The sequence below is a fragment of the Escherichia sp. E.sYA108 genome, assembly GCF_011754335.1.
Lineage (GTDB): Bacteria > Pseudomonadota > Gammaproteobacteria > Enterobacterales > Enterobacteriaceae > Escherichia > Escherichia coli.
On record NZ_JAAQVZ010000001.1, the window covers coordinates 1689321 to 1710164 of the forward strand.

Genomic DNA, 20844 nt, shown 5'->3' on the forward strand with positions numbered 1-20844 from the left:
AGCTGATTATGAAAAACGCCACATGCTTAACTGACGATCAACGCTGGCAATCTGTCTTAGCCCGCGACCCGAATGCCGACGGCGAATTCGTTTTCGCCGTGCGCACCACAGGCATCTTTTGCCGTCCGTCTTGCCGCGCCAGACATGCTTTGCGGGAAAACGTTTCTTTCTATGCCGATGCCAGTGAGGCGCTTGCCGCTGGCTTTCGCCCCTGCAAACGTTGTCAGCCAGACAAAGCCAATCCCCAACAACATCGCCTTGATAAAATCACCCACGCCTGCCGACTGCTGGAACAGGAAACGCCTGTAACGCTGGAATCCTTAGCCGAACAGCTGGCGATGAGTCCGTTCCATTTGCATAGATTGTTTAAAGCGACTACCGGAATGACGCCGAAAGCCTGGCAGCAGGCCTGGCGTGCTCGCCGATTGCGGGAGTCTCTGGCAAAAGGGGAGAGCGTGACTCAGGCGATTCTCAGTGCCGGATTCCCCGACGGCAGCAGTTACTACCGTAAAGCCGATGAAACGCTGGGCATGACGGCTAAACAATTCCGTCACGGTGGCGAAAATCTGGCGGTGCGTTACGCGCTGGCTGATTGTGAGCTGGGCCGTTGCCTGGTGGCAGAAAGCGAGCGGGGGATTTGCGCGATATTGTTGGGCGATGATGATGCGACATTAATCAGCGAGTTGCAGCAGATGTTTCCCGCTGCCGACAACGCGCCTGCCGATCTGACGTTTCAGCAACATGTGCGTGAAGTGATCGCCAGCCTCAATCAACGCGATACGCCGCTGACGTTACCGCTGGATATTCGCGGCACTGCTTTTCAGCAACAAGTCTGGCAGGCACTGCGCACGATACCTTGTGGTGAAACCGTCAGTTATCAGCAACTGGCGAACGCCATCGGCAAACCGAAAGCGGTACGGGCCGTTGCCAGCGCCTGTGCCGCCAACAAGCTCGCTATCGTTATACCTTGTCATCGGGTGGTCCGTGGTGATGGCTCACTTTCCGGTTACCGCTGGGGCGTGTCGCGCAAAGCGCAACTGCTGCGCCGCGAAGTTGAAAATGAGGAGAGGTAATGTTGGATCTGTTTGCCGATGCTGAACCGTGGCAAGAACCACTGGCGGCTGGAGCGGTGATTTTGCACCGTTTTGCTTTTAACGCTGCGGAGCAACTGATCCGCGATATTAATGACGTTGCCAGCCAGTCGCCGTTTCGCCAGATGGTCACTCCAGGCGGATATACCATGTCGGTGGCGATGACCAACTGCGGGCGTCTGGGCTGGACCACCCATCGGCAGGGTTATCTCTATTCGCCCATTGATCCGCAAACAAATAAACCGTGGCCCGCCATGCCGCAGAGTTTTCATAATTTATGTCAACGTGCGGCTACGGCGGCGGGCTATCCAGATTTCCAGCCAGATGCTTGTCTTATCAACCGCTACGCTCCTGGCGCGAAACTGTCGCTGCATCAGGATAAAGACGAACCGGATCTGCGCGCGCCGATTGTTTCTGTTTCTCTGGGCTTACCCGCGATTTTTCAATTTGGCGGCCTGAAACGAAATGATCCGCTAAAAAGATTGTTGCTGGAACATGGCGATGTGGTGGTATGGGGCGGTGAATCGCGGCTGTTTTATCACGGTATTCAACCGTTGAAAGCGGGGTTTCATCCACTCACCACCGACTGCCGCTACAACCTGACATTCCGTCAGGCAGGTAAAAAAGAATAAAAATAAGAATTATTATTGCTGTGCGCGCGAAGATGTTTAAACTGCGGGCTGTAATTCATTGTCCGGGTTTTCTGCATGGAACTTCTTGTACTTGTCTGGCGGCAGTATCGCTGGCCATTTATCAGTGTGATGGCGCTAAGCCTCGCCAGTGCGGCATTAGGCATTGGCTTAATTGCTTTTATCAATCAGCGCCTTATCGAAACGGCGGATACCAGTCTGCTGGTGTTGCCGGAGTTTCTGGGATTATTGTTGCTGTTGATGGCAGTCACTCTCGGATCGCAACTGGCGCTCACCACTTTGGGGCATCACTTCGTTTACCGACTGCGTAGTGAATTTATCAAGCGGATTCTGGATACCCACGTCGAGCGCATTGAACAACTTGGTAGCGCTTCGTTGCTGGCGGGGTTAACCAGCGATGTGCGCAATATCACCATTGCTTTTGTGCGTCTGCCGGAACTGGTGCAGGGGATCATTCTCACTATCGGTTCAGCGGCGTATTTGTGGATGCTGTCGGGCAAAATGTTGCTGGTAACGGCTATCTGGATGGCAGTCACCATCTGGGGCGGTTTTGTGCTGGTGGCGCGGGTGTACAAACATATGGCGACCCTGCGTGAAACCGAAGATAAGCTGTACACGGATTTTCAAACTGTACTCGAAGGGCGCAAAGAGCTGACTCTGAACCGTGAACGCGCCGAGTATGTGTTTAACAACCTCTACATTCCTGATGCGCAAGAGTATCGCCATCATATTATTCGCGCAGACACCTTCCATCTTAGTGCCGTGAACTGGTCAAACATCATGATGCTGGGCGCTATCGGCCTGGTGTTCTGGATGGCGAACAGTCTCGGTTGGGCTGATACCAACGTTGCTGCGACCTATTCGTTGACGCTGTTATTCCTGCGTACGCCGCTGCTTTCGGCGGTTGGCGCATTGCCGACGCTGCTGACGGCGCAGGTGGCGTTTAACAAGCTGAACAAATTCGCGCTCGCGCCTTTCAAAGCAGAGTTTCCGCGCCCGCAGGCTTTTCCCAACTGGCAAACGCTGGAGCTGCGTAACGTGACGTTTGCTTATCAGGATAACGCGTTTTCCGTTGGGCCGATTAACCTCACCATCAAACGTGGTGAACTGCTGTTTCTGATTGGTGGCAACGGTAGTGGAAAATCGACGCTGGCGATGTTGCTGACGGGCTTGTACCAACCACAAAGCGGCGAAATCTTGCTGGATGGCAAACCTGTCAGCGGCGAACAACCGGAAGATTATCGCAAACTGTTTTCGGCAGTGTTTACCGATGTCTGGCTGTTTGATCAACTGCTGGGGCCGGAGGGGCAACCCGCTAACCCGCAACTGGTTGAGAAGTGGCTGGCGCAGCTGAAAATGGCTCATAAGCTTGAGTTAAGCAACGGGCGTATTGTTAACCTGAAGTTATCAAAAGGGCAGAAAAAACGCGTGGCGCTGTTGCTGGCGCTGGCAGAAGAACGCGATATTATCCTGCTGGATGAATGGGCGGCGGATCAGGATCCACACTTCCGTCGTGAGTTTTATCAGGTGCTGCTGCCGCTGATGCAGGAGATGGGTAAAACTATTTTCGCCATCAGTCATGATGATCATTACTTTATCCACGCCGACCGCCTGCTGGAAATGCGCAACGGGCAACTTAGCGAGCTGACAGGCGAAGAGCGCGATGCTGCTTCGCGTGATGCCGTTGCCCGGACGGCATAATATTTCGACGCTGACCTGGCGGACTGCTGCCGCCAGGTCAATATTCTAAAAATACCTTCGTTTCTAATAACCCTATAATTAATCAACGAAATTATAATGTTTCTAAAATTAGAATATAATTTATAAACATTATTTAAATGTTGTTACTTAAGTGTTACCGTTGATGCCGCGCAAATCTCACCTGCAATAAAGCGACTAAAAGTAAGGCATTAACAAGATGAAAAAAGTGACTGCCATGCTCTTCTCGATGGCCGTGGGGCTTAATGCCGTTTCGATGGCGGCAAAAGCGAAAGCGTCCGAGGAGCAGGAAACTGATGTACTGTTGATTGGCGGCGGCATTATGAGCGCCACGTTGGGGACCTATTTACGCGAGCTGGAGCCTGAATGGTCGATGACCATGGTGGAGCGCCTGGAAGGTGTCGCGCAGGAGAGTTCGAACGGCTGGAACAACGCCGGAACCGGGCATTCTGCACTGATGGAACTGAACTACACCCCGCAAAACGCCGATGGCAGCATCAGTATTGAAAAAGCAGTCGCCATTAACGAAGCATTTCAGATTTCGCGCCAGTTCTGGGCGCACCAGGTCGAGCGCGGCGTGCTGCGTACACCGCGTTCATTTATCAATACCGTTCCGCATATGAGCTTTGTCTGGGGCGAGGATAACGTTAATTTCCTGCGAGCCCGTTACGCCGCGTTGCAACAAAGCTCGCTGTTTCGCGGTATGCGTTACTCTGAAGATCACGCGCAGATCAAAGAGTGGGCACCGTTAGTGATGGAAGGGCGCGATCCGCAACAGAAAGTGGCAGCCACGCGTACGGAAATTGGCACTGATGTGAACTATGGCGAGATCACCCGCCAGTTAATTGCTTCCTTGCAGAAGAAATCTAATTTTTCGCTGCAACTCAGCAGCGAAGTCCGCGCCCTAAAGCGTAATGACGATAACACCTGGACCGTTACCGTTGCCGATCTGAAAAATGGCACTGCACAGAACATCCGCGCCAAATTTGTCTTTATCGGCGCGGGCGGTGCGGCGCTGAAGCTGTTACAGGAATCGGGGATTCCGGAAGCGAAAGACTACGCCGGTTTCCCGGTGGGCGGACAGTTCCTTGTTTCGGAAAATCCGGACGTGGTTAATCACCATCTGGCGAAGGTTTACGGTAAAGCATCCGTTGGCGCACCACCGATGTCGGTTCCGCATATCGATACCCGTGTGCTGGACGGTAAACGCGTCGTGTTGTTTGGGCCATTTGCCACCTTCTCAACTAAATTCCTCAAAAACGGTTCATTGTGGGATCTGATGAGTTCCACCACCACCTCTAACGTGATGCCGATGATGCACGTCGGGCTGGATAATTTCGATCTGGTGAAATATCTGGTGAGTCAGGTGATGTTGAGTGAAGAGGATCGTTTTGAAGCGTTGAAAGAGTACTATCCGCAGGCGAAAAAAGAGGACTGGCGTTTGTGGCAAGCGGGGCAGCGCGTGCAGATTATCAAGCGTGATGCCGATAAAGGTGGCGTACTGCGTCTGGGTACTGAAGTCGTCAGTGACCAGCAAGGGACCATTGCCGCGCTCCTGGGGGCATCGCCAGGGGCGTCAACCGCCGCGCCGATTATGTTGAATCTGCTGGAAAAAGTATTTGGCGATCGCGTTTCCAGCCCGCAATGGCAGGCTACGTTGAAAGCGATCGTTCCGTCTTATGGACGCAAGCTGAACGGTGATGTAGCGGCAACAGAACGCGAGTTGCAGTACACCAGCGAAGTGCTGGGGCTGAAATACGACAAGCCGCAGGCAGTAGATAGTACGCCGAAACCGCAGTTGAAACCGCAACTCGTTCAAAAAGAAGTGGCGGATATTGCGTTGTAATGATGTGCCACATCCGGCATGGTTTGCCGGATGTGGCGTATGCTGATAAGACGCTTCAGCGTCGCATCAGGCAACCGGCTCGGGCGTTAGATGTCGGATGCGGCGTAACCGCCTTATTCGGCCTACAGGTTGCAGCACTTCACAGCAGTTTAGCGGACAACCGCGTTGTCAATTTTCTCTTCCGCCTTCCAGACGCGGTACTTCACATCCACATTGTCTGGCGTATACACCACGATCGGCAGCTTGCTGTTGTAACGCAGCATTCCAGCATCGCCCAGATACGCGGTGACAAATTTCTTCTCTTTCTTGCCATCCGGGCAGGCCATCATCGTGGAAACCGGCGAGCTAACTTTATCAAAGACATAATAATCATAGCCCCAGCCTTCCAGCGTTTTGCTTTCCAGCTTCCCGCCGAGACGATGCAAATTGCAGTCGACTTCCAGCGTCTGACCGATTAACAGTTCTACTTTCAGGGTAGATTCATCTTCTTGCGGAGTTAACTGAATCACCTGACGCTTCATGCCTTTTTCAGCTTGTGGATAAGGTGCGATTTTTTCCAGTGGCTGGACGCTTTCTGCCGCCCAGGCGGAAGTGGTGGCGAAAGCGGCAAACAATACTGCAGGTAGAATGGTCTTCATTTTTTTGCTTTCCTTCTTCATTTATAGGTTTTCACCGATGATGTCGCTGAAGGTTAACATATTCATCAGATTTATTAATTTGCTTTATGAATAACTTAAAGAACATTCAGATAATTTTACCTGCTCTTTTAGTGTTAAATTCTGATGAGAAAACAAACCAGCAGAAATATCTCTGGCGAATTAATCGCTATATAAATATGTTTATAACCATTTGAAATGTGAGCAAAAGCCCGTTTTTGCCACGCTTCCCGCCACTCTTTTGATCCTGCTACAGGTTTTACCCCGATCGGGGTATGCATCTTTGACACATCCTTTAATATCTTAGCGGCTATAAAAATGGCTTATTAATTATGCGGTTTATTTGGTCGCTCTCAATTTTCAGAGCGCGTTAATGATGGAAGGTCAATGTGAAGATTGATGCATCCCGTCGGGGCATACTCACTGGTCGCTGGCGCAAAGCCAGTAACGGTATCCGTCCGCCCTGGTCCGGTGATGAATCTCATTTTCTGACCCATTGCACCCGCTGCGACGCCTGTATTAATGCTTGTGAAAACAACATTCTGCAACGCGGCGCGGGTGGCTATCCGAGCGTTAATTTCAAAAATAACGAGTGCAGCTTCTGTTACGCCTGCGCGCAGGCTTGCCCCGAATCGCTATTTTCTCCGCGCCACACCAGGGCCTGGGATTTGCAGTTCACCATTGGGGACGCGTGCCTGGCGTATCAGTCAGTTGAATGCCGCCGCTGTCAGGATAGCTGTGAGCCAATGGCAATTATCTTTCGCCCGACGCTCTCCGGGATCTACCAGCCGCAACTTAATAGCCAACTTTGCAACGGATGTGGAGCATGTGCAGCCAGCTGTCCGGTATCAGCCATAACTGCGGAGTATCTCCATGCACACTAACTGGCAAGTTTGCAGCCTGGTCGTGCAGGCCAAAAGCGAACGAATTTCAGACATCAGCACCCAACTGAACGCCTTTACCGGCTGTGAAGTTGCTGTCAGCGACGCGCCGAGCGGTCAGTTGATTGTGGTGGTGGAAGCAGAAGACAGCGAAACGCTGATCCAAACCATTGAGTCAGTACGCAACGTAGAGGGCGTGCTGGCGGTGTCGCTGGTTTATCACCAGCAGGAAGAGCAAGGTGAGGAAACACCATGAAACTCAGTCGTCGTAGCTTTATGAAAGCTAACGCCGTTGCGGCCGCTGCGGCGGCTGCCGGTTTCAGCGTGCCGGGCGTTGCCCGCGCCGTTGTTGGTCAGCAGGAAGCCATTAAATGGGATAAAGCGCCGTGCCGTTTCTGCGGTACGGGTTGCGGCGTTCTGGTCGGAACGCAGCAGGGGCGTGTGGTGGCCTGTCAGGGCGACCCGGACGCACCGGTTAACCGTGGCCTGAACTGCATTAAGGGCTATTTCCTGCCCAAAATCATGTACGGTAAAGACCGTTTGACGCAGCCGCTGCTGCGTATGAAAAACGGTAAATATGACAAAGAAGGCGAATTTACCCCAATCACCTGGGATCAGGCCTTCGATGTGATGGAAGAGAAATTTAAGACTGCCCTGAAAGAAAAAGGGCCGGAATCGATCGGTATGTTCGGTTCTGGTCAGTGGACTATCTGGGAAGGTTATGCCGCGTCCAAGTTGTTCAAAGCGGGCTTCCGTTCGAACAACATCGACCCGAACGCGCGTCACTGTATGGCGTCGGCAGTAGTTGGCTTTATGCGTACCTTTGGTATGGATGAGCCGATGGGCTGCTACGACGACATCGAGCAGGCTGACGCGTTTGTGCTGTGGGGCGCAAACATGGCGGAGATGCACCCGATCCTCTGGTCGCGCATCACTAACCGTCGTCTCTCTAACCAGAACGTTACCGTGGCGGTGCTTTCTACCTACCAGCATCGTAGCTTCGAGCTGGCGGATAACGGCATCATCTTTACGCCGCAATCTGACCTGGTGATCCTGAACTATATCGCCAACTATATCATTCAAAACAATGCGATAAATCAGGACTTCTTCAGCAAACACGTTAACCTGCGCAAAGGAGCGACGGACATCGGCTACGGTTTACGTCCGACCCATCCGCTGGAAAAAGCAGCGAAGAATCCGGGTTCTGACGCCTCCGAACCGATGAGCTTTGAAGATTACAAAGCCTTCGTTGCTGAATATACGCTGGAAAAAACCGCCGAAATGACCGGCGTGCCGAAAGACCAGTTAGAACAACTGGCGCAGCTGTATGCCGATCCGAACAAGAAAGTCATCTCCTACTGGACGATGGGCTTCAACCAGCATACCCGTGGTGTGTGGGCCAACAACCTGGTCTACAACCTGCACCTGCTGACCGGCAAAATTTCCCAGCCGGGTTGCGGTCCGTTCTCCCTGACCGGGCAGCCTTCCGCGTGTGGTACTGCGCGTGAAGTGGGCACCTTTGCTCACCGTCTGCCTGCGGACATGGTGGTGACTAACGAGAAACATCGTGATATTTGCGAGAAGAAGTGGAATATCCCGAGTGGCACCATTCCGGCGAAAATCGGTCTGCACGCGGTGGCACAAGACCGTGCGCTGAAAGACGGCAAACTGAATGTTTACTGGACCATGTGTACCAATAACATGCAGGCCGGACCGAACATTAATGAAGAGCGTATGCCGGGCTGGCGCGATCCGCGCAACTTTATCATCGTTTCCGATCCGTATCCGACAGTCAGTGCGCTGGCAGCCGACTTGATCCTGCCGACCGCAATGTGGGTAGAGAAAGAGGGCGCTTACGGTAATGCCGAACGCCGTACTCAGTTCTGGCGTCAGCAGGTACAGGCACCGGGTGAAGCAAAATCGGATCTCTGGCAGTTAGTTCAGTTCTCCCGTCGCTTCAAAACTGAAGAAGTGTGGCCGGAAGAGTTGCTGGCGAAGAAACCAGAACTGCGCGGCAAAACGCTGTACGAAGTTCTGTATGCCACTCCGGAAGTGAGCAAATTCCCGGTATCCGAACTGGCGGAAGATCAGCTGAACGATGAATCCCGCGAGCTGGGCTTCTATCTGCAAAAAGGGCTGTTCGAAGAGTACGCATGGTTTGGTCGCGGTCACGGTCACGATCTCGCGCCGTTCGATGATTACCACAAAGCACGCGGTCTGCGCTGGCCGGTGGTGAACGGTAAAGAAACGCAGTGGCGTTACAGCGAAGGTAACGACCCGTACGTGAAAGCGGGCGAAGGCTACAAGTTCTACGGTAAACCGGATGGCAAAGCGGTGATCTTCGCGCTGCCGTTCGAACCTGCGGCGGAAGCACCGGATGAAGAGTACGACCTGTGGCTCTCTACCGGACGCGTCCTGGAGCACTGGCATACCGGCAGTATGACTCGCCGTGTACCGGAACTGCACCGCGCCTTCCCGGAAGCGGTTCTGTTTATTCACCCGCTGGATGCGAAAGCGCGCGATCTGCGCCGTGGCGACAAAGTGAAAGTGGTTTCTCGCCGTGGCGAAGTGATCTCGATTGTCGAAACGCGCGGTCGTAACCGTCCGCCGCAGGGCCTGGTGTACATGCCGTTCTTCGACGCCGCACAGCTGGTTAACAAACTGACGCTGGATGCGACCGATCCGCTCTCGAAAGAGACGGACTTCAAGAAGTGCGCGGTCAAACTGGAGAAGGTGTAAGCCATTATGTCCCGGTCAGCGAAACCTCAAAATGGTCGCCGCCGCTTTCTGCGCGATGTCGTTCGCACAGCAGGCGGGCTGGCTGCCGTGGGTGTGGCGCTGGGGTTACAACAGCAAACCGCACGCGCATCTGGTGTGCGGTTGCGCCCGCCCGGAGCCATAAACGAGAACGCCTTTGCCAGTGCCTGTGTGCGTTGCGGTCAGTGTGTTCAGGCTTGCCCTTACGACACCTTAAAACTGGCGACGCTGGCCTCTGGTCTGTCGGCGGGCACGCCATATTTTGTCGCACGGGATATTCCTTGCGAAATGTGTGAGGACATTCCGTGCGCCAAAGTGTGCCCGAGCGGTGCGCTGGATCGTGAGATCGAATCGATCGACGACGCGCGGATGGGGCTGGCGGTACTGGTGGACCAGGAAAACTGTCTCAACTTTCAGGGGCTGCGCTGCGATGTTTGTTATCGCGAATGCCCGAAAATTGATGAGGCCATCACCCTGGAGCTGGAGCGCAACACGCGAACCGGTAAGCACGCCCGCTTTCTGCCGACGGTTCACAGCGACGCCTGTACCGGCTGCGGTAAGTGCGAAAAAGTGTGCGTGCTGGAACAACCGGCAATCAAGGTGTTACCGCTGTCACTGGCGAAAGGGGAGTTAGGTCACCATTACCGCTTCGGCTGGCTGGAGGGGAACAATGGCAAATCGTAAACGTGACGCCGGGCGCGAGGCGCTGGAGAAAAAAGGCTGGTGGCGCAGTCACCGTTGGTTAGTGTTACGTCGCCTTTGTCAGTTCTTCGTGCTGGGGATGTTTTTGAGCGGTCCGTGGTTTGGTGTGTGGATCTTGCACGGCAACTACAGCAGTAGCCTGTTATTCGACACCGTTCCGCTGACCGATCCGCTGATGACGCTGCAAAGCCTTGCCAGCGGTCATCTGCCTGCCACGGTAGCACTGACTGGTGCGGTAATTATCACCGTGCTCTACGCCCTGGCAGGAAAGCGATTATTTTGCAGCTGGGTCTGCCCGCTGAACCCGATTACCGACTTAGCGAACTGGTTACGCAGGCGCTTTGACCTCAATCAGTCTGCGACGATCCCTCGCCACATTCGCTACGTGCTGTTGGTGGTCATTCTGGTGGGATCGGCCTTAACCGGCACGCTCATCTGGGAATGGATCAACCCCGTTTCCCTGATGGGGCGCAGCCTGGTAATGGGCTTCGGTAGCGGCGCGCTGCTTATTCTCGCGCTGTTTTTATTTGATCTACTGGTCGTTGAACACGGCTGGTGCGGTCACATTTGTCCGGTTGGCGCGCTGTATGGCGTGCTGGGTAGCAAAGGTGTGATTACCGTTGCGGCCAGCGATCGGCAGAAATGTAACCGCTGTATGGATTGTTTTCATGTTTGCCCGGAACCGCATGTGCTACGTGCCCCGGTGCTGGATGAACAAAGCCCGGTGCAGGTCACCAGCCGCGATTGCATGACGTGCGGTCGCTGCGTGGATGTCTGTTCTGAGGATGTATTTACAATAACTACACGATGGAGTTCGGGAGCGAAATCATGAAAAGCCATGACCTGAAGAAAGCGCTGTGTCAATGGACGGCGATGCTGGCCCTGGTGGTGAGCGGCGCGGTTTGGGCGGCTAATGGCGTCGATTTTAGCCAGTCGCCGGAAGTATCCGGGACGCAGGAAGGGGCCATTCGGATGCCAAAAGAGCAGGAACGGATGCCGCTGAACTATGTGAATCAGCCGCCAATGATCCCGCATAGCGTTGAAGGTTATCAGGTAACGACCAATACCAACCGCTGCTTGCAGTGCCACGGTGTCGAAAGCTATCGCACCACTGGCGCGCCGCGCATCAGTCCTACTCACTTTATGGACAGCGACGGCAAAGTGGGCGCGGAAGTGGCTCCGCGTCGTTATTTCTGTCTGCAATGTCACGTACCGCAGGCCGATACCGCGCCAATCGTGGGGAATACCTTTACCCCATCAAAAGGTTACGGGAAATAAGAGGTTATTATGGGAAATTCTGACCGTAAGCCTGGTCTGATTAAGCGCCTGTGGAAATGGTGGCGTACCCCCAGCCGTCTGGCGCTGGGGACGCTGCTGTTGATCGGTTTTGTCGGCGGCATCGTCTTCTGGGGCGGCTTTAACACCGGGATGGAAAAAGCCAATACCGAAGAGTTCTGCATTAGCTGCCACGAAATGCGTAACACGGTGTATCAGGAATACATGGATTCCGTGCACTACAACAACCGTAGCGGCGTCCGTGCGACCTGTCCGGATTGTCACGTTCCGCACGAGTTTGTGCCGAAGATGATACGCAAGCTCAAAGCAAGTAAAGAGCTGTATGGTAAAATTTTTGGCGTTATTGACACGCCGCAGAAATTTGAAGCTCATCGCCTGACGATGGCACAGAATGAGTGGCGGCGCATGAAGGACAATAACTCGCAGGAGTGCCGTAACTGTCACAACTTCGAGTATATGGATACAACCGCCCAGAAATCGGTTGCCGCGAAGATGCATGACCAGGCGGTGAAAGATGGGCAAACCTGTATTGATTGCCATAAAGGGATAGCGCACAAGCTGCCCGATATGCGCGAAGTCGAGCCAGGTTTTTAACAGGGTTATTGCGTGGGTATGCTTGAAGCCAGAGAGTTACTTTGCGAGCGGGATGAACGAACCTTATTTAGTGGCTTGTCATTTACGCTGAACGCAGGAGAGTGGGTACAAATCACCGGTAGCAACGGCGCGGGGAAGACAACGCTTCTCCGTTTGCTGACGGGGTTGTCTCGCCCTGATGCGGGTGACGTTCTCTGGCAAGGGCAGCCTTTGCATCAGGTACGCGACAGCTACCATCAAAACCTGTTATGGATAGGCCATCAGCCGGGGATCAAAACCCGGCTGACGGCGTTAGAAAATCTGCACTTTTATCATCGCGATGGCGATACCGCACAATGTCTGGAAGCCCTGGCGCAGGCCGGGCTTGCCGGATTCGAAGATATTCCGGTAAATCAACTTTCTGCCGGGCAACAACGCCGCGTCGCTTTAGCGCGTCTGTGGCTGACCCGTGCCACGTTATGGATACTCGACGAGCCTTTTACCGCGATTGACGTTAACGGCGTCGATCGTCTGACCCAGCGTATGGCGCAGCATACGGAGCAGGGGGGGATTGTGATTCTGACTACCCACCAGCCGCTCAACGTTGCTGAAAGTAAAATTCGCCGCATTTCACTGACGCAAACGGGGGCCGCATGATGTTCTGGCGCATTTTCCGTCTTGAGCTGCGCGTGGCGTTTCGCCATAGCGCCGAAATCGCCAACCCGCTGTGGTTCTTCCTGATTGTCATTACCCTTTTTCCGCTCAGTATCGGTCCGGAGCCGCAACTGCTGGCGCGTATTGCACCGGGCATTATCTGGGTTGCTGCGTTGCTTTCATCCTTGCTGGCACTCGAGCGACTGTTCCGTGACGATTTGCAGGACGGCAGTCTTGAACAATTGATGTTGTTGCCGTTACCCTTGCCCGCCGTTGTGCTGGCGAAGGTGATGGCGCACTGGATGGTAACCGGTCTGCCGTTACTCATCCTTTCGCCCCTGGTAGCAATGCTACTGGGAATGGATGTTTATGGCTGGCAAGTGATGGCGCTGACGCTGCTGCTGGGAACCCCTACGCTTGGCTTTCTCGGTGCGCCGGGCGTGGCGCTGACAGTGGGACTTAAGCGCGGTGGTGTGCTGCTCAGCATACTGGTGTTACCGCTGACTATCCCATTACTCATCTTTGCCACCGCCGCGATGGACGCGGCTTCTATGCATTTGCCCGTTGATGGGTATCTGGCAATTTTAGGCGCGTTGCTGGCAGGCACCGCGACATTAAGTCCTTTTGCGACGGCGGCAGCGTTACGAATCAGCATTCAATAACGCTGGATTACTGATTTTTGTTCGAGTCTGGTATCGAAACTATGTGGAAAACACTGCATCAACTGGCGATCCCACCACGGCTGTATCAAATCTGTGGCTGGTTTATACCGTGGCTGGCAATTGCCAGTGTGGTCGTGCTTACCGTCGGCTGGATCTGGGGGTTCGGCTTTGCTCCGGCTGATTATCAGCAGGGAAATAGCTACCGCATTATCTACCTGCATGTGCCTGCGGCGATCTGGTCGATGGGCATTTATGCATCAATGGCGGTGGCAGCGTTTATTGGCCTGGTCTGGCAGATGAAAATGGCCAACCTGGCGGTGGCGGCGATGGCCCCCATTGGTGCCGTGTTTACCTTTATTGCCCTGGTTACCGGCTCTGCATGGGGAAAACCGATGTGGGGCACCTGGTGGGTATGGGATGCACGTCTGACTTCTGAACTGGTGCTGCTGTTTCTGTATGTTGGTGTCATTGCCCTGTGGCACGCCTTCGACGACCGTCGTCTGGCTGGCCGTGCGGCAGGTATCCTGGTGCTGATTGGCGTGGTGAATCTGCCGATTATTCATTACTCCGTTGAGTGGTGGAACACCCTGCATCAGGGATCAACGCGGATGCAGCAAAGTATCGATCCGGCGATGCGTTCGCCGCTGCGCTGGTCGATTTTTGGCTTCCTGCTCCTGTCTGCCACGCTGACGCTGATGCGGATGCGTAATTTGATTTTGCTGATGGAAAAACGCCGTCCGTGGGTGAGTGAACTGATACTGAAAAGAGGCCGTAAATGACCCCTGCATTTGCTTCCTGGAATGAATTTTTCGCAATGGGCGGTTACGCCTTTTTTGTCTGGTTGGCGGTGGTGATGACCGTTATTCCGCTGGTGGTTTTGGTCGTGCACTCGGTGATGCAACATCGCGCAATTCTGCGTGGCGTGGCGCAACAGCGGGCGCGTGAGGCGCGTTTACGTGCTGCGCAACAGCAGGAGGCTGCATGAATATTCGCCGTAAAAACCGCTTGTGGATTGCCTGTGCCGTGCTGGCGGGGCTGGCGCTGACTATCGGTCTGGTGCTATATGCGCTGCGCTCGAATATCGATCTCTTTTATACGCCGGGGGAGATTCTCTACGGCAAGCGTGAAACTCAGCAGATGCCGGAAGTCGGTCAGCGTCTGCGCGTTGGCGGGATGGTGATGCCGGGGAGTGTGCAGCGCGATCCCAATTCGCTAAAAGTAACTTTCACCATTTACGACGCTGAAGGTTCAGTAGATGTCTCTTACGAAGGCATTTTGCCGGATCTGTTCCGTGAAGGGCAGGGCGTTGTGGTGCAGGGCGAACTGGAAAAAGGCAATCATATCCTCGCGAAAGAAGTGCTGGCGAAACACGATGAAAACTACACGCCGCCAGAAGTTGAGAAAGCGATGGAAGCTAACCACCGTCGCCCGGCGAGTGTTTATAAGGACCCAGCATCATGATGCCAGAAATTGGTAACGGGCTGCTGTGTCTGGCGCTAGGAATTGCGCTGCTGCTGTCCGTGTATCCGCTATGGGGCGTGGCGCGCGGGGACGCGCGCATGATGGCGTCTTCCCGCTTGTTTGCCTGGCTGCTGTTTATGTCTGTGGCTGGCGCATTTCTGGTGCTGGTCAATGCTTTCGTGGTCAACGACTTTACCGTCACCTATGTTGCCAGCAACTCCAATACCCAGCTTCCGGTGTGGTATCGCGTGGCGGCTACCTGGGGCGCGCATGAAGGCTCGCTCCTGCTGTGGGTGCTACTGATGAGCGGCTGGACCTTTGCGGTAGCGATTTTTAGTCAGCGTATTCCGCTGGATATTGTTGCCCGCGTACTGGCGATAATGGGGATGGTCAGTGTCGGCTTTTTGCTGTTCATTCTCTTTACCTCTAACCCGTTCTCACGCACGCTGCCGAATTTCCCGATTGAAGGGCGTGATCTTAACCCACTGTTGCAGGATCCGGGGCTGATCTTCCATCCGCCTCTGCTTTATATGGGGTACGTGGGTTTCTCGGTGGCGTTTGCTTTTGCCATTGCTTCTTTGCTGAGTGGGCGTCTGGACAGCACTTATGCGCGTTTTACTCGCCCGTGGACGCTGGCAGCGTGGATTTTCCTGACGCTCGGCATTGTGCTCGGTTCCGCATGGGCCTATTACGAACTCGGCTGGGGCGGCTGGTGGTTCTGGGATCCGGTAGAAAACGCCTCGTTTATGCCGTGGCTGGTGGGGACTGCGCTGATGCACTCACTGGCGGTCACTGAACAACGCGCCAGCTTCAAAGCGTGGACATTACTGCTGGCAATCAGTGCCTTCTCGTTGTGTCTGCTGGGGACTTTCCTGGTGCGTTCCGGCGTGCTGGTATCGGTACACGCGTTTGCGTCTGATCCGGCGCGCGGTATGTTTATCCTCGCCTTTATGGTGTTGGTGATTGGCGGTTCGCTGCTGCTGTTTGCCGCGCGTGGACACAAAGTTCGCTCACGCGTAAACAATGCGCTGTGGTCGCGGGAATCTTTGCTGTTAGCGAACAACGTTTTGCTGGTCGCCGCGATGCTGGTGGTGTTGCTGGGGACGTTGCTGCCGCTGGTGCACAAGCAACTGGGACTGGGCAGTATTTCGATTGGCGAACCGTTCTTCAACACCATGTTTACCTGGCTGATGGTGCCGTTTGCGCTACTGCTTGGTGTCGGCCCTCTGGTGCGCTGGGGACGCGATCGCCCACGTAAAATCCGCAATTTGTTGATTATCGCCTTCATCTCTACGCTGGTGCTGTCGCTGCTGTTGCCGTGGCTGTTCGAAAGCAAAGTTGTGGCGATGACGGTGCTCGGCCTGGCAATGGCCTGCTGGATTGCGGTGCTGGCAATTGCGGAAGCTGCGCTGCGTATTTCACGCGGCACGAAAACCACCTTCAGTTATTGGGGGATGGTGGCAGCTCACCTGGGGCTGGCAGTGACAATTGTTGGCATTGCTTTTAGTCAGAACTATAGCGTTGAGCGTGATGTGCGCATGAAGTCCGGCGATAGCGTCGATATTCATGAATATCGCTTCACCTTCCGTGATGTCAAAGAAGTGACTGGTCCAAACTGGCGTGGCGGTGTGGCGACCATCGGCGTAACGCGAGATGGAAAGCCGGAAACAGTGCTGTATGCAGAAAAACGTTATTACAACACTGCCGGGTCGATGATGACCGAAGCGGCGATTGACGGTGGCATCACGCGTGACCTGTACGCGGCGCTCGGTGAAGAGCTGGAAAACGGCGCGTGGGCCGTGCGTCTTTACTACAAACCATTTGTTCGCTGGATTTGGGCGGGCGGGCTGATGATGGCGTTGGGCGGACTGCTGTGTCTGTTTGATCCTCGCTATCGTAAGCGCGTGAACCCGCAGAAAACTGCGCCGGAGGCTGCATGAAGCGCAAGGTATTGTTAATTCCGTTGATTATCTTCCTGGCGATTGCCGCGGCGCTGCTGTGGCAGCTGGCGCGTAATGCCGAAGGGGATGATCCGACCAATCTGGAATCGGCGCTCATTGGCAAGCCAGTGCCGAAGTTTCGCCTCGAATCACTGGACAATCCGGGGCAGTTTTATCAGGCGGATGTGCTGACTCAGGGCAAACCAGTGCTGCTTAACGTCTGGGCGACCTGGTGTCCGACCTGCCGTGCGGAACATCAATATCTGAATCAGCTTTCTGCGCAGGGCATCCGCGTGGTCGGCATGAACTATAAAGACGATCGCCAGAAGGCAATCAGCTGGCTGAAAGAGCTGGGCAATCCTTACGCGCTAAGCCTGTTTGATGGCGACGGCATGTTAGGGCTGGATCTCGGTGTCTATGGCGCGCCAGAAACGTTCCTTATTGACGGCAACGGCATCATTCGCTATCGCCATGCGGGCGATCTCAATCCTCGCGTCTGGGAAGAAGAGATCAAGCCACTGTGGGAGAAATACAGTAAGGAGGCCGCACAATGAGGTTTTTATTGGGCGTGCTGATGCTGATGATCTCCGGCTCAGCGCTGGCGACCATCGACGTGTTGCAGTTTAAAGATGAAGCACAGGAACAACAGTTCCGTCAGCTCACTGAAGAACTGCGCTGCCCGAAATGCCAGAACAACAGCATTGCCGATTCCAACTCGATGATTGCCACCGACCTGCGCCAGAAAGTGTATGAACTGATGCAGGAAGGCAAAAGTAAGAAAGAGATTGTCGATTATATGGTGGCGCGTTACGGCAACTTCGTCACTTACGATCCGCCGTTAACGCCGCTGACCGTGCTGCTGTGGGTGCTGCCAGTAGTGGCTATTGGCATTGGCGGTTGGGTCATATACGCCCGTTCGCGGCGTCGGGTACGCGTGGTGCTGGAAGCGTTTCCAGAACAAAGCGTGCCGGAAGGTAAGCGTGCCGGATATGTTGTTTATCTGCCGGGTATTGTGGTGGCGTTAATTGTGGCTGGCGTCAGCTACTACCAGACTGGCAATTATCAGCAGGTGAAAATCTGGCAGCAGGCCACGGCACAGGCTCCGGCGTTACTGGACAGGGCGCTGGATCCGAAAGCCGATCCGCTCAACGAAGAAGAGATGTCGCGCCTTGCGCTGGGGATGCGTACTCAACTGCAAAAAAATCCGGGAGATATAGAAGGCTGGATTATGTTGGGCCGCGTTGGCATGGCGCTGGGTAACGCCAGTATCGCCACCGATGCATACGCCACTGCGTATCGCCTCGATCCGAAAAACAGCGATGCTGCACTGGGATACGCTGAAGCGTTGACACGTTCATCTGATCCCAACGACAACCGCCTCGGCGGCGAACTGCTGCGCCAGTTGGTGAGAACGGACCATAGCAATATCCGTGTGTTAAGCATGTATGCATTTAATGCCTTTGAGCAGCAACGATTTGGCGAAGCCGTTGCCGCGTGGGAAATGATGTTGAAACTCTTACCTGCCAACGATACTCGCCGTGCGGTGATCGAACGTAGTATCGCGCAGGCGATGCAACATTTGTCGCCGCAGGAGAGTAAATAAAAAGTGGCCCGATGGTGATGCCATCGGGCTATTTTTATTGTGCCCCGCGTTGTTGCAGGAACAGAATGGTGGCCGCCACGCGTGAGCGGACGTTGAGTTTACGCAGCAGATTGCGAATATGGACTTTTACTGTCTGCTCGGAAATATTCAACACCGAGGCAATCTGTTTATTTGACAGCCCCTGTGCCAGCTCGTGCAGAACATCCAGCTCGCGTTCTGTCAGCACGCTGAAGGGGTCTTCTTCCGCGCCAAACATTTCACGTTCACGTAAGTACTGATTGACGCGTTCGCTAAAGACTTTGCTGCCTTTCGCTCCGGCACGAATTGCTTCCAGTAACACTTCCGGGTCGCTGTCTTTCAACAGATAACCGTCTGCGCCTGCGTCTATCAGTGCAAAGACATCGCTGGAGGCATCTGATACGGTCAGGATAATAATTTGCGCGGTAACGCCATCCCTGCGCAAGGCATTGAGGGTATCCAGGCCACTCATGCCTTTCATATTGAGATCCAGCAAGATCACGTCGATATCCAGTCTATTCGCCAGATCGATCGCGCTTGCGCCGTCGCCCGCTTCGGCGACCACTTCAAAGCCAGAATCAAGCTCCAGTAACTGACGAACACCGCGTCGCATAAGTGGATGATCATCCACAATCATCACCTGAAAAGGCGTTGCTTCAGGCATAGTAGTCTCCTGAGGTTTTATTAGAATCATTATGTTTGAGCGTAGCGTTGGTAACGCTACCAGGCGCGTGAATGTTACCCCATTTTATGTATGGACATGTAGTGAAAACTACAACTTTGTCGTTCGCTTTGGCATCATCTTCATTATAAAGACGGAATTTTGCATCAGCTTCTCATCAGGAAAAACAACTAAAAAATCAATCACAATACTTGTGCATTTCTTTAAACAGTTTTTTAAAACTGACTCCGGGTATGGAGCTATGGGTATTTTCTGTCCCCAATGCTTTTAACAGCAATTAATTTCATAGGATGAAAGCTTAATGCACCAATCTGGTTCTGTTTCTCTTTGTCGTTCCGCAATATCTGTTCTGGTGGCTACAGCGTTATATTCGCCCATAGCATTGGCATCAACTGTTGAGTATGGTGAGACAGTTGATGGTGTTGTCCTGGAAAAAGATATCCAGCTGGTTTGTAGGGCCGCCAATAATACGAAAATCAATCCTGGCGGAGAACAGCATATATAAGAATTTGGTGTAAGTAGTAATACTGAAATTAACGGGGGATATCAGTACATTGAAATAAATGGCACCGCAGAATACTCAGTATTAAATGATGGTTATCAAATTGTTCAAATGGGTGGCGCGGTAAACCAGACTACGATCAATAATGGAGTGCTACAGGTTTATGGCGCGGCGAATGATCCCACGATTAAAGGCGGGCGCTTAATTGTTGAAAAAGATGGGATTGCCGTCTTTGCCGTTATAGAAAAGGGAGGGCTACTGGAGGTTAAAGCAACAGGTGATTTCAAAATATTCGTGACGGACACCGGTGCCAGGCCGGCAGCAGGAGATAACCTTACACTGGTAACAACGGGCGCGGTGATGCGGCATTTACGTTGGGCAATGCCGGAGGCGTTGTTGATATCAGTACGTATGAATATACCTTGCTGGATAATGGCAACCATAGCTGGAGTCTCGCAGAGAATCGCGCACAAATGCCCCCTTCAACCACGGATGTGCTGAATATGGCGGCAGCACAACCGCTGGTATTTGATGCAGAACTGGACACCGTGCGTGAGCGTCTTGGTAGCGTAAAGGGCGGCGATGTGGAGTTCGGCAATTAACAGCCGCAACAACGTGACCACTGATGCAGGCGCTGGCTTTGAGCAAACATTGACGGGGCTAACGCTTGGTATCGACAGCCGTTTCTCCCGTGAAGAAAGCAGCACAACTCAGGCGGGTGTAGTCTGGACGTTCTGATAACAGAAAATAAACAGGCCGTGATGTGTCGCTGTCTGTTTATCGAATTAAATGCAGATATAAAAAAACCAACCGCAATAGGTTGGTTTTCTTGGGATTTTTGGTCCACGAGAGTAGTTTAATTGAGCGTGTAACTTCATGATTTAAAATAATGTATATGATTCAACTTTTAAACCGTATAACCAAACGTATAACTAAAATGATTTGCTGAAAAAATGCACAATTCAGGGTCGGATTTTCCCGGATGTTTAATTTATAAAAACGAAGCTGGTGGATGATCTGCGTGGTGATTTCCACCATTCAGAGCAGGGGCGGTCATCATGCCCATGCCATAACAAAAACCCCATATTCGTGGTTTTTCTGTGTTGTGGCTATTCTGCCGTTGCCGTGCTGGTGGATATTTCCGTTATGGG

At 53.5% G+C, this 20844-nt stretch carries 22 protein-coding genes and 1 pseudogene; 20 read left to right on the plus strand and 3 right to left on the minus strand.

Annotation, left to right across the window (positions count from 1 at the left end; genetic code table 11):
• Window positions 1-8: 8 nt before the first annotated feature.
• From ada to mqo, 4 genes are all read left to right on the plus strand, one after another.
• Window positions 9-1073 (plus strand): bifunctional DNA-binding transcriptional regulator/O6-methylguanine-DNA methyltransferase Ada, encoded by a 1065-nt coding sequence (gene ada, locus HBM92_RS07930; protein WP_000786345.1) that lies wholly within the window; start codon window positions 9-11, stop codon window positions 1071-1073.
• Window positions 1073-1723 (plus strand): DNA oxidative demethylase AlkB, encoded by a 651-nt coding sequence (gene alkB / locus HBM92_RS07935; protein WP_000884933.1) that lies wholly within the window; start codon window positions 1073-1075, stop codon window positions 1721-1723. Before ada ends, alkB begins: the two co-directional genes overlap by 1 nt.
• A gap of 75 nt (window positions 1724-1798) precedes the next feature.
• Window positions 1799-3442: a microcin J25 efflux ABC transporter YojI gene (yojI, locus tag HBM92_RS07940; RefSeq protein ID WP_000422211.1), complete on the plus strand. Its 1644-nt coding sequence runs from the start codon at window positions 1799-1801 to the stop codon at window positions 3440-3442.
• A 217-nt stretch (window positions 3443-3659) separates the two neighbouring features.
• A complete protein-coding gene (mqo, locus tag HBM92_RS07945) occupies window positions 3660-5306 on the plus strand; it encodes a malate dehydrogenase (quinone) (protein ID WP_000758067.1) in 1647 nt (548 codons plus the stop codon).
• A gap of 149 nt (window positions 5307-5455) precedes the next feature.
• Here mqo and eco read toward each other — a convergent pair whose 3' ends face one another.
• A complete protein-coding gene (eco, locus tag HBM92_RS07950) occupies window positions 5456-5965 on the minus strand; it encodes a serine protease inhibitor ecotin (protein ID WP_000712252.1) in 510 nt (169 codons plus the stop codon).
• 113 nt (window positions 5966-6078) lie between these two features.
• Window positions 6079-6243: a hypothetical protein gene (locus HBM92_RS25590; protein WP_001296243.1), complete on the minus strand. Its 165-nt coding sequence runs from the start codon at window positions 6241-6243 to the stop codon at window positions 6079-6081.
• Window positions 6244-6351: 108 nt separating this feature from the next.
• Between HBM92_RS25590 and napF the strand changes: the two genes are divergently transcribed.
• From napF to ccmH, 15 genes are read left to right on the plus strand one after another with little or no spacing between them, the layout of a single operon-like run.
• Window positions 6352-6846 (plus strand): ferredoxin-type protein NapF, encoded by a 495-nt coding sequence (napF, locus tag HBM92_RS07955; protein WP_000686723.1) that lies wholly within the window; start codon window positions 6352-6354, stop codon window positions 6844-6846.
• Window positions 6836-7099 (plus strand): chaperone NapD, encoded by a 264-nt coding sequence (napD, locus tag HBM92_RS07960; protein ID WP_000557384.1) that lies wholly within the window; start codon window positions 6836-6838, stop codon window positions 7097-7099. The genes napF and napD overlap by 11 nt, the downstream gene beginning before the upstream one ends.
• On the plus strand, window positions 7096-9582 hold the full coding sequence (gene napA, locus HBM92_RS07965) for a periplasmic nitrate reductase subunit alpha (RefSeq protein ID WP_000778032.1): 2487 nt from the start codon (window positions 7096-7098) through the stop codon (window positions 9580-9582). The genes napD and napA overlap by 4 nt, the downstream gene beginning before the upstream one ends.
• 6 nt (window positions 9583-9588) lie before the next feature.
• Window positions 9589-10284, plus strand: a complete 696-nt coding sequence (gene napG / locus HBM92_RS07970) for a ferredoxin-type protein NapG (RefSeq protein ID WP_000091291.1) — start codon at window positions 9589-9591, stop codon at window positions 10282-10284.
• Complete coding sequence (napH, locus tag HBM92_RS07975) at window positions 10271-11134, plus strand: quinol dehydrogenase ferredoxin subunit NapH (protein WP_000013513.1); 864 nt, start codon at window positions 10271-10273, stop codon at window positions 11132-11134. The genes napG and napH overlap by 14 nt, the downstream gene beginning before the upstream one ends.
• On the plus strand, window positions 11131-11580 hold the full coding sequence (napB, locus tag HBM92_RS07980) for a nitrate reductase cytochrome c-type subunit (RefSeq protein WP_000835177.1): 450 nt from the start codon (window positions 11131-11133) through the stop codon (window positions 11578-11580). Before napH ends, napB begins: the two co-directional genes overlap by 4 nt.
• A 9-nt stretch (window positions 11581-11589) precedes the next feature.
• Window positions 11590-12192, plus strand: coding sequence for a cytochrome c-type protein NapC (napC, locus tag HBM92_RS07985; protein WP_000528376.1), 603 nt, complete (start codon window positions 11590-11592; stop codon window positions 12190-12192).
• A gap of 12 nt (window positions 12193-12204) precedes the next feature.
• Complete coding sequence (gene ccmA, locus HBM92_RS07990; RefSeq protein ID WP_000525567.1) at window positions 12205-12828, plus strand: cytochrome c biogenesis heme-transporting ATPase CcmA; 624 nt, start codon at window positions 12205-12207, stop codon at window positions 12826-12828.
• A complete protein-coding gene (ccmB, locus tag HBM92_RS07995; protein WP_000971730.1) occupies window positions 12825-13487 on the plus strand; it encodes a heme exporter protein CcmB in 663 nt (220 codons plus the stop codon). The genes ccmA and ccmB overlap by 4 nt, the downstream gene beginning before the upstream one ends.
• A 41-nt stretch (window positions 13488-13528) precedes the next feature.
• The gene (gene ccmC / locus HBM92_RS08000) at window positions 13529-14266 is read left to right on the plus strand and encodes a heme exporter protein CcmC (RefSeq protein WP_001295447.1); all 738 of its coding nucleotides are present in this window, start codon (window positions 13529-13531) and stop codon (window positions 14264-14266) included.
• Window positions 14263-14472 carry a heme exporter protein CcmD gene (gene ccmD / locus HBM92_RS08005; protein ID WP_000186540.1) on the plus strand — a complete coding sequence of 70 codons (210 nt, stop codon included), beginning with the start codon at window positions 14263-14265 and terminating at the stop codon, window positions 14470-14472. The genes ccmC and ccmD overlap by 4 nt, the downstream gene beginning before the upstream one ends.
• Window positions 14469-14948: a cytochrome c maturation protein CcmE gene (gene ccmE, locus HBM92_RS08010; RefSeq protein ID WP_001026418.1), complete on the plus strand. Its 480-nt coding sequence runs from the start codon at window positions 14469-14471 to the stop codon at window positions 14946-14948. Before ccmD ends, ccmE begins: the two co-directional genes overlap by 4 nt.
• Entirely contained in the window at window positions 14945-16888 is a 1944-nt protein-coding gene (ccmF, locus tag HBM92_RS08015; protein ID WP_000982445.1) for a cytochrome c-type biogenesis heme lyase CcmF, read from the plus strand. The genes ccmE and ccmF overlap by 4 nt, the downstream gene beginning before the upstream one ends.
• Entirely contained in the window at window positions 16885-17442 is a 558-nt protein-coding gene (gene dsbE, locus HBM92_RS08020; protein WP_000824439.1) for a thiol:disulfide interchange protein DsbE, read from the plus strand. The genes ccmF and dsbE overlap by 4 nt, the downstream gene beginning before the upstream one ends.
• On the plus strand, window positions 17439-18491 hold the full coding sequence (gene ccmH, locus HBM92_RS08025; protein WP_001211554.1) for a cytochrome c-type biogenesis thiol:disulfide oxidoreductase CcmH: 1053 nt from the start codon (window positions 17439-17441) through the stop codon (window positions 18489-18491). Before dsbE ends, ccmH begins: the two co-directional genes overlap by 4 nt.
• A gap of 34 nt (window positions 18492-18525) precedes the next feature.
• Here the strand turns inward: ccmH and narP are convergent, their stop codons facing one another.
• Window positions 18526-19173, minus strand: coding sequence for a nitrate/nitrite response regulator protein NarP (gene narP / locus HBM92_RS08030; RefSeq protein WP_001113641.1), 648 nt, complete (start codon window positions 19171-19173; stop codon window positions 18526-18528).
• A gap of 319 nt (window positions 19174-19492) precedes the next feature.
• On the opposite strand from narP, the pseudogene HBM92_RS25060 reads away from it, so the two are divergent.
• Window positions 19493-20401 (plus strand): annotated as a pseudogene (locus tag HBM92_RS25060) (autotransporter outer membrane beta-barrel domain-containing protein); the annotation flags it as partial.
• Between the last annotated feature and the right edge of the window lie 443 nt (window positions 20402-20844).